The 11,857-nt window shown below is 56.1% G+C and carries 9 protein-coding genes; 5 read left to right on the plus strand and 4 right to left on the minus strand.

The window, feature by feature from the left end; translation table 11 throughout:
• Positions 1–1,341: a S41 family peptidase gene (locus J7380_RS12825; RefSeq protein WP_209196180.1), complete on the plus strand. Its 1,341-nt coding sequence runs from the start codon at positions 1–3 to the stop codon at positions 1,339–1,341.
• 32 nt (positions 1,342–1,373) lie between these two features.
• On the opposite strand, the gene J7380_RS12830 is transcribed toward J7380_RS12825, so the two are convergent.
• The 3 genes from J7380_RS12830 to J7380_RS12840 form a co-directional block, all read right to left on the minus strand.
• Positions 1,374–2,900 carry an MFS transporter gene (locus J7380_RS12830; RefSeq protein ID WP_209196181.1) on the minus strand — a complete coding sequence of 509 codons (1,527 nt, stop codon included), beginning with the start codon at positions 2,898–2,900 and terminating at the stop codon, positions 1,374–1,376.
• Between the two features lie 88 nt (positions 2,901–2,988).
• Positions 2,989–3,348 (minus strand): hypothetical protein, encoded by a 360-nt coding sequence (locus J7380_RS12835; protein WP_209196182.1) that lies wholly within the window; start codon positions 3,346–3,348, stop codon positions 2,989–2,991.
• Between the two features lie 10 nt (positions 3,349–3,358).
• Positions 3,359–4,120, minus strand: a complete 762-nt coding sequence (locus J7380_RS12840) for a DUF6478 family protein (protein ID WP_209196183.1) — start codon at positions 4,118–4,120, stop codon at positions 3,359–3,361.
• 241 nt (positions 4,121–4,361) lie between these two features.
• Between J7380_RS12840 and J7380_RS12845 the strand changes: the two genes are divergently transcribed.
• The 4 genes from J7380_RS12845 to J7380_RS12860 are packed head-to-tail and all read left to right on the plus strand — an operon-like array spanning position 4,362 to position 10,601.
• A complete protein-coding gene (locus J7380_RS12845; RefSeq protein ID WP_209196184.1) occupies positions 4,362–7,448 on the plus strand; it encodes an ABC transporter transmembrane domain-containing protein in 3,087 nt (1,028 codons plus the stop codon).
• Between the two features lie 2 nt (positions 7,449–7,450).
• Positions 7,451–8,347, plus strand: a complete 897-nt coding sequence (locus J7380_RS12850; RefSeq protein WP_209196394.1) for a type II CAAX endopeptidase family protein — start codon at positions 7,451–7,453, stop codon at positions 8,345–8,347.
• 59 nt (positions 8,348–8,406) lie between these two features.
• On the plus strand, positions 8,407–9,330 hold the full coding sequence (gene accD, locus J7380_RS12855; RefSeq protein WP_209196185.1) for an acetyl-CoA carboxylase, carboxyltransferase subunit beta: 924 nt from the start codon (positions 8,407–8,409) through the stop codon (positions 9,328–9,330).
• Positions 9,327–10,601 (plus strand): folylpolyglutamate synthase/dihydrofolate synthase family protein, encoded by a 1,275-nt coding sequence (locus J7380_RS12860; RefSeq protein WP_209196186.1) that lies wholly within the window; start codon positions 9,327–9,329, stop codon positions 10,599–10,601. The genes accD and J7380_RS12860 overlap by 4 nt, the downstream gene beginning before the upstream one ends.
• A gap of 75 nt (positions 10,602–10,676) precedes the next feature.
• On the opposite strand, the gene zapE is transcribed toward J7380_RS12860, so the two are convergent.
• Positions 10,677–11,735 (minus strand): cell division protein ZapE, encoded by a 1,059-nt coding sequence (gene zapE, locus J7380_RS12865; RefSeq protein ID WP_209196187.1) that lies wholly within the window; start codon positions 11,733–11,735, stop codon positions 10,677–10,679.
• Positions 11,736–11,857: the final 122 nt, after the last annotated feature.

The raw sequence follows: 11,857 nt of genomic DNA on the forward strand, positions 1-11,857 counted from the left end.
ATGAAGAAATTTGTGATGGCCGGTCTGGCCGGAACCCTGGCAGGCGTAATTGCAACAACTCAGATCGCTGGGCCGTTGCTGGCGCAAGAGGCCGAAAGCAAGGCCAGTGTCTACGAACAGCTTGATCTGTTTGGCGACATTTTTGAACGCATTCGCGCACAGTACGTGGAAGAGGTCGACTCGGAAGATTTGATCGAAGCTGCAATTGACGGGATGCTGACATCGTTGGACCCGCATTCCAGTTACCTGTCCCCCAATGACGCGGAACAGATGCGCGTGCAGACCCGAGGCGAGTTTGGCGGGTTGGGAATTGAAGTCACCCAAGAAGAAGGGTTTGTCAAAGTCGTCTCGCCTATAGATGGCACTCCGGCGGACGAAGCTGGAATCGAGGCGGGCGATTTCATCACGCATGTCGATGGTGAAAGTATTCTGGGTCTGACGCTAGACAAGGCCGTTGATCTGATGCGTGGCCCGGTTGGGTCCGAGATCGTGATCACCGTGGTGCGCGAAGGCGAGCAGGAACCATTCGACGTCACAATTGTTCGCGATACCATCAAACTGACCGCCGTACGCGCGCGGACTGAAGGCACCAGCGTTGTGCTGCGAGTGACCACGTTTAATGATCAGACCTTCCCGAACCTGCAGGCCGGTCTGGACGAACAGATCAAAGAGATCGGTGGAATCGACAAAGTTAACGGGGTCGTACTGGACCTTCGAAACAACCCTGGCGGGTTGCTAACGCAAGCCATCAAGGTTTCGGACGCCTTCCTGAACGAAGGCGAAATCGTCTCGACCCGTGGTCGCGATCCGGGCGAGGGCGAACGGTTCAACGCTACCGCTGGCGATCTGGCTGAAGGCAAGCCGATCGTGGTTCTGATCAACGGCGGTTCTGCCTCGGCCTCCGAGATTGTGGCTGGCGCGCTGCAAGATCACCGCCGCGCCATCGTTGTCGGCACCAAAAGCTTTGGTAAAGGCTCGGTCCAAACGGTCATGCCGTTGCGTGGGGATGGGGCGATGCGCCTGACCACGTCGCGCTACTACACTCCATCAGGACGTTCGATTCAGGCACTTGGGGTCAGCCCGGACATTATTGTAGAACAGCCGCGCCCTGCACCCACTGCAGAGGAAGAAGAAAGCAACCGTCCCTCGCGCTCAGAAGCTGATCTGCGTGGCAGCCTGAACAATGACAGCCTCAGCGAAGATGAAATTCGTCAGATCGAGGAAGATCGCGAAAAAGCGGAAGCGACGGCAGAGCTGCGCGAAGAGGACTATCAGTTGGCCTACGCAATAGATATCCTCAAGGGTTTGTCGGCCTTCAACCCGAACGGCCCATCCCAGTAACAAGAAAGGGCCGCTCAAAAGGCGGCCCTTTTCTACTCCTCGATCTTTCGTAATTTTTCTTCGTTCAACCGTAGGGCAAGGATTACTCCGACCGAAACGGAGAGGGCGGCAAAAACAAAGGCCATATTCATTCCAGCATCAAACGCCGAAGCGATCGCGGCTTTAACCTTTTCACCTTCGGCCGAGCTGAGTTTAGCCATGACAGCTTTTGCAGAGTCCGTGGTGAGCGTGCCGCCGTTTATGGCCCTCTGGTCGGTCTCAGACATCTGAATCCCGTCCGCGCCAAGCTGTCTGGTAAGGTTGGACAAGCTGGTGACGTACATAATGGCCGTGGCAATCGCGACCGAGATCGCCCCGTACACGAGATGGGTCATAAAGCTCAACCCGCCTACAAGTCCGGCGCGTTCCGGCTTGACTGCGCTGACGGCGGCTGTACCCGAAGGTCCGACCGTTAATGTTGCACCGAGCCCGATCATGGCCATGCCTGGCAATATCTGGAAATATCCAAGACCGGTTGGCATCACCACGATGCTGATTGCTCCAAACGTGGCGAACAGATACCCCCATAGCAACAGGCGTTTGGGACCGAAGTCGTTGTACAAAGTACCGGATACAATAGATCCGACTGCCAGCAACAAGGTGAGGGGCGCCAATCCCAGCGCCGAGTGAAAGACGGACCAGCCCAGAACCTTTTGCATGTATTGAGGAAAATAAAGTAACCCTACAAAAACCGCCGACACATTGAACATATTCAGGCCCAACGTGATCCGAAACTCGCGATTTTGCATCATTTGAGGCAACAGCAACGGTTCCTTCACGCGCTTTTCGACCTTTGGAAAGGCAACGAACAAAGCAGCGCTGACGAAGAACAGCATCAGAAGCGGCGGCGACACCCACCCCCAATCCGCACCGACGTCCAACCCGTAAAGCAAAAGCAAAACGGCAAAAGACAAAACGGCCATCCCGGCAAAATCCAAATGCTCGCCCTGTTTGTGTTGGGTTTCCCGCTCCATCAGCACCAGCGCGGTGACCATTGAAATGGTTGAGAACACCACGTTAGCCAGGAAAAACAAACGCCAGTCACCAAAACTGACCGCCGCGCCACTGATCAGCGGTCCGATGACGTTCCCGGTCGTGACGCCAGCGAGGATCATCCCCATAATCATCGCGCGATGTTCAGGCTTCGATATTTTGGTCGCACCAAAGGCCAATGTACACGGCCAGACACAGCCCGCACCGATGCCCTGTAACGCCCGGGACACGATCAGAAAATCCAAACTGGGCGCAAAAAAGCACATAAGGGACGCGAACAGAAAAATAACAAGGCCGTTCAGCATCATACGACGATGGCCAAACATATCTCCCATCCGCCCTCCGGCGACCATCGTCATCGCAAAGAACAGAGCATAGATGTTCAAAACCCATTGAGTACTGGTGATATCCGCGTCAAAGCTGTTTTCGATCGCCGGTACCAGGATCAATGCACCCGTAAAGTCTATTCCGATGCCAAACCCAGTCACCATCAACGCGATGACTTTGATTATGCTGGTGCGATCCATTTAAACATCCTGAGTCTAAAAAATGGAACCAGTGATGCATGAAATTGGTTTTTAAGATAGAAAAAAGAGGGAACGTATTCGCAGAAGGTTAGTCCGAAGCGCTGTGTGACCTGCGGAACGCTTGCTTCAACATATCTAACTCGGCACGCAACAGCTCAACCTCGACCCGCAGATCATTTTCAACCGGTGAGCCTGCTATGATCGAGAAATCGCCTAGCTTTTCCGAGGTCGCTTCATCGACAACTAAAAATGTGTGCACCCCATCCGATAAAGCTGAATTGGGGACCGGCACAGTTAAACGCCACCCGTCATCCACCTCTGTCAGTTCGGTGTCCACAATTTCCTGATTACGGTATCTGACCTTGACGCAAGGTTCTTCGTCTGCGGTCAAATGAGCTTGCCAAATGCCGTTTTCCAGAAATAGAGGCGTGAGAGAAAGCTGTTTCATTGACGGGGCCTCACAAATCGGCTCGGTGGTGTCGGCAGAAGGTCAGATCGTGCAGCACAACGCTGTTCATAGAAGGACGGTCAAAAATCACGTCCAACCAGACCTTCTGAATCCGCTGTTCATTCAAAGGCAGATGCGCCAGGTCAAAATCGATCGCGTGGGACGTATCACATCGCTCTAACCCGCGCAGCACCTGATCTGTGTTCGGTCCGTGCTGTATGTTCAGCCGGGTCATGGCGCTTATCTCGCGTTCCGTCCGCAAACTGAGATCGACTCGGAAAAGATGCTCTTTGGTCAGATTCCGGGTCGCCTCAGGTGGCAGTTCCACTGACACCGATAGGAACGACCCGCTGAACGCAAATACCTCTGTGCTTAGGCCGAATGGAGCGAGGTCTTTATCCTTGGTATTCCTAATTTGTCGCGCGGCTATCTCACACAGGGCGCAGTCATGGAACAATGTCACCTGACCGTCCAACTCTGCTTTGCGCGGGGCCGACGCGACACCTCGACGGGGCAGGGGCCGACGCCACAAATCCGGACGCCAGGACCAATCCGTTCCAAGAGGTTTGGGAAACTGCTCGGACCCGACCGACGGCCACCTTAACCTATTGTCGGCTTGAGAAATCAAACTGTCCAGATGAAAGCGCAGTTTGCGGGCTTCATCACGTTGTTTTCTCAACTGCAGCGTTTTTGTAGCCGACGCATCCTGCGCAGCTTGGCGCCAACGGGCAAGAACCCGTTGGTGAATATAGCGATCCAGAAGTTTGCCCATGGTCCCATCGCCTGAAGTTGCCTTTCTTTAATCAAAGACCGGGTCAAAGATAAGGCGCAAACGGTGTAGCGGGGATTAAATTTTGATTTTCAGCTAACGCTTTCTAGTGGGCAGGCGGTTTGTTGTCTGATAGGCGGTCCACCGTTCTTGCAATCGGTCGGGCCAATGCGTACCGTCCGGCACCTGATTGCCGTGGATCATCCGCATACTACGTACCAAAACCTTGAGGCAGGGCCGGGGCATGGAACCCACTCTTTTTTCATTTATTTGGAAATATTCCAAGAAACAGCAGCTTTTCCTGCTGGTGCTTACAGTGTTGTCCTTCCCGTTCCTTTACGCCTCGTTAGAGTTGCCGAAACAGATCATCAACGACGCGATTGGCGCGCCGACAGATACCGTTACTGTTTTCGGAATAACGGTCACGCAAGTTCAGTACCTGCTGATCTTGTGTGTGGCATTTCTGGCCACGGTCATCGCCAGCGGGTTGATGAAGATGCGCATCAACACCATGAAGGGCGTGCTGGCCGAGCGGATGCTGCGGCGTTTGCGATTCACCTTGATCCACCGCACCATGCGGTTCCCAAAATCGTACTTTGCCACCACCAGTCAGGGTGAGTTGGTGTCGATGATCACGTCTGAGGCCGAACCGATGGGCGGGCTAATGGGTGACGCCATCGCACAACCAGTGTTCCAATTCGGCCAGATGATGACCATCGTCACCTTTTTGTTCATGCAAAGTGTGTGGTTCGGCCTTGCCAGTATCGCCCTGATCCCATTGCAGGCGTGGCTGATCCCAAAACTGCAGCGCCAGATTAACCTGTTGAACAAGGATCGTATTCAGCAGGTGCGACAGCTGAGCTCGGAGATTGGCGAAAGTGCAGCTGGCATCAGTGATCTGCGCGCGAACGGTGGATGGCGTTATCGCCTGGCGCAGTTCAGTTACCGACTTGGGACTTTGTTCGAGATCCGCTTCAAGATTTACAACAAAAAGTTCTTCATGAAGTTCCTCAACAATCTGATCACTCAGATGACGCCCTTTCTGTTTTATTCGGTCGGCGGTTATCTTGCGATCACCGGAGAGGTCACGGTCGGCGCGCTTGTTGCGGCTCTGGGCGCGTATAAAGATCTGAGTGGCCCTTGGAAGGATCTCCTGACCTACTACAATCAAGTTCAGGACATGTCATTGCGCTGGGAAATCGTGACCGAGCGTTTTGCGCCGGACAACATGATCCCGGAAGAGCTGTTCGTAGGTGAGCCTGAAACGATCCCGCGCCTTACAGGCGACATCGAGTTGCACAATGTGACTGTCCGCGACGATGACGGCAAAACGATCCTTGAAGACATCGACCTGACGATCCCAAGTGGCGCTCGGGTCGCGATCAAATCCTCAAGCGCGGCCGAGCGCAGCGCGTTAGCGCAGGTGCTGACCCGCGAATTGCTGCCGGTTCAGGGTGATGTAAAGATCGCAGGCCATAACCTTGCGAGCCTGCATCAAGCCGTCATTGCCGCCCGTATCGGATACGCCTATTCGCGCCCGTACTTGTTTGACGGGACATTGGGGGACAATCTTTTGATGCCCTTGCGCACCCGTCCGCAACAACCGGATGATGAACCAAAAACCCAAAAACGGTGGCAGATCGAAGCCGAGCGATCTGGGAACCCAACCGACTCGCTGTCTGCCGAATGGATTGATCCAGGTCTTGCGGGACTGGAAAACGCCGACCAGATTCGCGACTGGTGGTTCGAACTGGTCGAAGCGATGGGGATCGACGAGTTCATGTTCCGTCGCACTTTGCGTACACAGTTTGATCCGGCGCAACATCCAGCGCTAGCGCGCGACGTTGTAGCGCTACGCGAGAGCGTCGCGCAGCGGCTGCGCGAAAAAAACCTGGACCGATATGTATACCGGTTCGATCCCGACCGGTTTAACCCGGCTGTGCCGTTGGGCGGCAACCTGCTGTACGCAGCCCCGTCCCGCGATATATCTCCGGACATTCTGGCCGGTGACGGGCGGTTCCTGGAAATGCTGCGGGCACATGATCTGGATGACGAAGCAATGGCTATAGCCCGGGCCGTTCTGCACACGCTGAACCAGACTTTCGGTCGCGACGGGACAGATCACCCTCTGTTCCTGCGGCTGGGCATGACAAAGGACATGTACTACCGTTTGCTGGACATTGAAGATCGCCGTAAGGCCAAGGGCGACGATGCCATCAACGAACGTGAACGTGCATTGCTGCTAACCGTTCCGTTTTTGTTAACTGCCGAGCAAATCGGCCCCGACTTTCCCGATGAATATAAGGAAAAGATTCTTTCCATCCGCAGCGGTCAGGCCGAAAGGTTGCGCGCCTCAATGAATGGCATGTTCATTCCTGTCGCCCCAGACACCTATATCGACCGCATGACCGTTATGGAAAACGCATTGTTCGGACGGATTTCTCTTACGGCGGGTGCCCACGCCGACGACATCGAAGATGTTGTCGCCGAAGCGATGAACGAAGCGGGTTTGCGCCGCCGCGCAGCGGCCATCATCTATGACCTGCCATCAGGTCTGGGCGGGAACAATCTGCCGACAGTATTCCAGGAACGTGCGGCCTTTTCCCGTGCAGGGATCAAGCGACCCGACGTTCTGATTCTGGACACAGCGTTGGCAAGCCACGATTCGGAAAGCCGTTTGCGTACACGTCTCAAGCTGCGTGAATTGCTGCCTGACTCAATCATGATTTTCATGGAAAACCGGTTTGACCACCCCGAAGCCTATGACCTTTTTGTGGAAATCAAGGACGGTCGGATTGACGGCGTATCTAAAGCTCGCGTTGAAGACGAGCCAGATGCCACGGCCGATTTGAGCCGCAAGCTCAAGATCATTTCGTCCACCGAGCTGTTTTCGGGTGTCGATGGCCGCAACCAAAGACTGCTGGCCTTTTCTGCCCAATGGTATGACGCAACCGCCGGTCAGGTGATCTTTTCACGCGGACAGGCTCCAGATGCCGCCTATTTGTGTATTTCTGGTCAAGCGAGGCTGGAATGGCCTGAAGAAGGCGGAGAAGCGCGGCCGATCTCAGATGTCGAACCTGGTCGACTGATTGGGGATCTGTCCGTCATCACAGGCGATCCGCGCCAATTGGACCTCGTGGCTGTTAGCGATTGTTCTTTTTTACGGATAGGAGCCGAGGAACTACGCGCTGTTGTTGATAGCGACGCAAAAGTCGCAACGCAGCTGTTGCAAACAGTGGCCGGATACCTGACATCACTCGCCGTCCGTGTAAACGAAAAGGACTCGACCATTTTCTTTGAAGGCACCGACGCTGCAAGTCCGGAAACTTGAACATGGGCAAGCGAACACGTTCGACTTATGCGGCCCATGAAGTGCTGGTGGCCCAGGCCAGATCAAACCCTGAATTGTGGAGGCTTTTTGCGGGTCTAGGGTTGATCGTGGCGGTCGTTATCGCATTGAACCTTGTGATTTTCGCTTTCGCGGCTTGGGCGGGATCCTCCGCTTGGGCCGCTGGGCTTTTGACCGGATCGACACCATTCGCGCTGCTTGTATTGCTGGCCAGCTTTGCATTCGTGACCGTCGGAGTAAGATTGGCCGTACGGCAAGTACACCACAGAAACTTGCGATCGGTCTTGGGCCCGTTTCCGGAAACCCTTGTCCAATTCTGGCGCGTTTTCAGGACATTGCTCTTGCTTGGAGCGGCCGTTGCCGTTTTGCCACCTTACGACATGGGCACCGAGTTGATCTCCAATACACCACTTGCGACATGGCTGATGTTTTTACCTTTGTCGCTTGCAGCCGTCCTGATTCAAACAAGCGCCGAAGAGATACTGTTCCGCGGCTATATACAACAATGTTTGGCGGCGCGATTCCGGTCGCCACTTATTTGGATCGGTGTGCCGTCCATTTTATTTGCAGCTGGTCACTACGCGCCCGGAACCGCCGGTTCCAATGCTGGTCTTATCGCGCTGTGGTCCTGCATGTTTGGCGTTTTGGCTGCGGACCTAACGGCCCGAGCAGGCACGTTGGGGCCTGCAATCGCGCTACATTTCTTTAATAACATCATTGCGTTATTGTTTATTTCGCTGCCCGATAGCCTCAGCAGTCTTGCGCTTTACGTGCTGCCATACGACATGTCGGATACTGATGTTCTGCGGCAGTGGCTACTTGTCGATTTCGCCGTGATGATTGTCGGATGGCTCGCTGCACGACTTGCACTCAGGCGTTGATTGCATTTCTTTCCGTAGCGTCTTATTTGACGTCAAAGCCGCATCAGCAAGGTTCCGATATGAACTGGATCACAAACTACGTCCGCCCCCGGATCAACTCGATTTTCTCTCGCCGGGAAGTGCCAGAAAATCTCTGGCACAAGTGCGACGAATGCGGAACCATGTTGTTTCACCGCGAATTGGCAGAAAACCAGAATGTCTGCACCCAGTGCGACCATCACATGGCAATCACCCCGCGCGATCGCTTTGCGCATCTCTTTGACGGCGGCATTTTCACCGAAGTCGACGTACCTGCCCCCAAGGATGATCCGCTTCAGTTCCGCGATCAGAAAAAATACCCCGATCGCATGAAGGCGGCGCAGAAAAAGACCGGCGAAAAAGAGGCGATGCTGGTCGCCGCTGGTGAAATTGGCCGCACCCCGATCATTGCCGCTGCTCAGGACTTCTCGTTCATGGGCGGTTCGATGGGCATGTACGTAGGCAATGCCATCATCGCTGCCGCGCAAGAGGCGGTAAAGCTGAAACGCCCGCTGATCCTGTTTTCTGCAGCCGGTGGAGCACGGATGCAGGAAGGCATCCTGAGCCTGATGCAGATGCCTCGCACCACGGTCGCGGTTGAGATGCTGAAAGAAGCGAACCTGCCTTATATCGTCGTCCTTACCCACCCGACTACCGGGGGTGTGACCGCGTCTTATGCGATGCTGGGCGACGTGCATATTTCCGAACCCAACGCACTGATCTGTTTCGCCGGCCCCCGCGTGATCGAGCAGACCATTCGTGAAAAACTGCCCGAAGGGTTCCAGCGGGCCGAATACCTTCTGGATCACGGAATGCTGGACCGTGTGACCAAACGGACCGAAATGCGCGACGAACTGATCACCATCACCCGTATGCTGATGAAGCAGCCGCCTGCGGTCAAAGGCGATCTGCCTGCACCCACACCCCAAGAGGCCGAAGCGGCCGCACCCTCGGCTGAAAAATGATATCCTCCTCTTCTGACGTCATCCTTGACCGGATGATGGCGCTGCACCCCAAGATCATTGACCTGACCTTGGACCGCGTGTGGCGTCTGCTGGCCGCAGTGGACAATCCGCAGACCAAACTGCCACCGGTGATCCATGTCGCGGGCACTAATGGCAAGGGCTCGACACAGGCCATGATCCGAGCCGGTCTTGAAGGGGCAGGGCTATCGGCTCATGCCTATACCTCACCGCATTTGGCTCGTTTTCATGAACGTATCCGCCTGGCCGGAGAGCTGATCTCGGAACCCGCGCTCACAGAGGTGCTGGACGAATGCTACGCCTCGAATAATGGCGAAAACATCACCTATTTCGAAATCACGACCTGTGCAGCCCTTCTGGCTTTTGCCCGTACGCAGGCGGATTACACCTTGCTTGAGGTCGGATTGGGTGGCCGTCTGGACGCCACCAACGTGATACATGAGCCCGCTGTGACGGTGATCACGCCCGTTTCCATTGACCACGAACAGTTCCTTGGCAACACGCTTGGTAAGATTGCCGCCGAAAAGGCAGGCATCATCAAACCCGGCGTACCCTGTATCGTCGGGCCGCAGCAGGATGAGGCGCTCGAGGTTATCGAATACACTGCCGCTCGTCTGGGCGCACCGCTATTGATCCACGGCCAACACTGGCATGTGCACGAGGAAAACGGACGCCTTATCTATCAGGACGAAACCGGTTTGCGCGACCTGCCGCTGCCGAACTTGTTGGGCGCACACCAGATCCAGAACGCAGGCGCTGCAATCGCAGTCCTACGCCACCTGAACATGGGTGATGACGCCTATGAGGCTGCCGTGACACGTGCCGAGTGGCCCGCCCGAATGCAACGCTTGAAAACGGGTCCGCTGGTCGAGGCCGCCCCCCAGGCCGAGTTGTGGCTGGACGGGGGCCACAACGCCGCCGCCGGGGTTGCTTTGGCCGATGTGCTGGCGAAACTGCCGCAACGCCCCACGCATATGATCTGTGGGATGCTCAACACCAAAGACGTCACCGGCTATCTGGCGCCGCTGGCCCAACAGGCCCAAAGCCTGACCGCCGTGTCCATCCCCGGCGAGGCCGCAACACTCAGCGCGGAAGACACCGCATCCGCTGCTGCCAAAGTCAACCTGCCAGCCACCACCGCACACAGCGTCGCTGATGCCCTCAACGCCATCACCACCCAAAACCCGCAGGCCCGCATCCTGATCTGCGGCTCACTCTATCTGGCCGGTCACATCCTGCGCGAAAACGGCTGAACCCGGTTCGCGCAGCTTCATCTGGCTAAAAATACCTCGGGGGAGACGCACGAAGTGCGGCGGGGGCAGAGCCCCCTATTTCCCCCAATCCTGATCCTGCATTTCCCGCAGGCGCGAGGCTGTGCGCTCAAACTCAAACGTGCCTTCACCCTCGACATACAGCATCTCAGGCTCGGCCGCAGCGGAACAAATCAACCGCACCCGCGCCTCATAAAGCGCATCGATCAATGTCACGAACCGCTTGGCCTCATTGAAATTGCTGCGTGACAGGCGGGGAATGTCTTCCAGAACCAGCACCTTCAGCTCTTCTGCAATCGCCAGATAATCCGCCGGGCCCAGCATCCGCCCGCACAGATCATAAAAGGATGCCCGCGCCACACCGTTGCGAAAGGCGGGCAGCTCAACCGCACGCCCTTTGACCTGCAGCACCAGCGGTTCTGCTGCACCACCCGACAGGTCATTCCACACATTGCGCACGTTCTGCCGCGCCTCGGGGCCGATTGGCGTGAAATAGACCGGAACGCCCTCCAGCCGGTTCTGACGATAATCGGTGGGCGAGACCAGCTCCCACACCTGCAACTGTTCTTTGATATGGGCAATGAAGGGCAAAAACAGCTGCCGGTTCAGCCCATCCTTATACAGATCATCCGGGTGCCGGTTCGAGGTGGTGACGACCACAACCCCACCCGCATGCAGCAGGTCGAACAACCGCCCCACGATCATCGCATCGGTGATATCGGTGATCTGCATCTCATCAAAGGCCAGCAAGCGCACCGATTTGATCACCTCCTGCGCGACCGGGGCCAAAGCATCCTCGACACCCTCCTGGCGCGCCTTATGCATCCCGGCGTGAATTTCCTGCATGAAGGCATGAAAATGCACCCGCCGCGCCGGGATACCCTCCAGCGCGTCCACGAACATATCCATCAGCATCGACTTGCCGCGCCCGACACCGCCCCACAGATACAGCCCCTGCGGCGCGGGCGGGGCTTTGCGGAAAAACCCCCGCTTGACCGGCACGGACAGGGCCGCGCGGATGCGTTCGAAATGGGGCAGCACCGCCTCTTGCGCGTCATCCCGCGTCAGGGTGCCATCGGCGACGCGCGCCTCATACAGCGAAATCAAATCCGTCATAGGCCCGAGCCTTACCCGCCGGGTTGCCGCTTGAAAAGCGGGCATTTTCCTGACGCATCAAATTTCCTTAACTCAAGCGGCAAATCTGCTGATTTGACCGATAGCGAAAAACCTCTAGCGTT

The organism is Ruegeria sp. R8_1 (genome assembly GCF_017743815.1).
Taxonomy (GTDB): Bacteria; Pseudomonadota; Alphaproteobacteria; order Rhodobacterales; family Rhodobacteraceae; genus Ruegeria; species Ruegeria lacuscaerulensis_A.

Coding starts and splice junctions, on each gene's coding strand:
- accD (WP_209196185.1), top strand. CDS start 8,407: ATGAACTGGATCACAAACTACGTCCGCCCCCGGATCAACTCGATTTTC.
- zapE (WP_209196187.1), bottom strand. CDS start 11,735: ATGACGGATTTGATTTCGCTGTATGAGGCGCGCGTCGCCGATGGCACC.
- J7380_RS12825 (WP_209196180.1), top strand. CDS start 1: ATGAAGAAATTTGTGATGGCCGGTCTGGCCGGAACCCTGGCAGGCGTA.
- J7380_RS12850 (WP_209196394.1), top strand. CDS start 7,451: ATGGGCAAGCGAACACGTTCGACTTATGCGGCCCATGAAGTGCTGGTG.
- J7380_RS12860 (WP_209196186.1), top strand. CDS start 9,327: ATGATATCCTCCTCTTCTGACGTCATCCTTGACCGGATGATGGCGCTG.
- J7380_RS12830 (WP_209196181.1), bottom strand. CDS start 2,900: ATGGATCGCACCAGCATAATCAAAGTCATCGCGTTGATGGTGACTGGG.
- J7380_RS12845 (WP_209196184.1), top strand. CDS start 4,362: ATGGAACCCACTCTTTTTTCATTTATTTGGAAATATTCCAAGAAACAG.
- J7380_RS12840 (WP_209196183.1), bottom strand. CDS start 4,120: ATGGGCAAACTTCTGGATCGCTATATTCACCAACGGGTTCTTGCCCGT.
- J7380_RS12835 (WP_209196182.1), bottom strand. CDS start 3,348: ATGAAACAGCTTTCTCTCACGCCTCTATTTCTGGAAAACGGCATTTGG.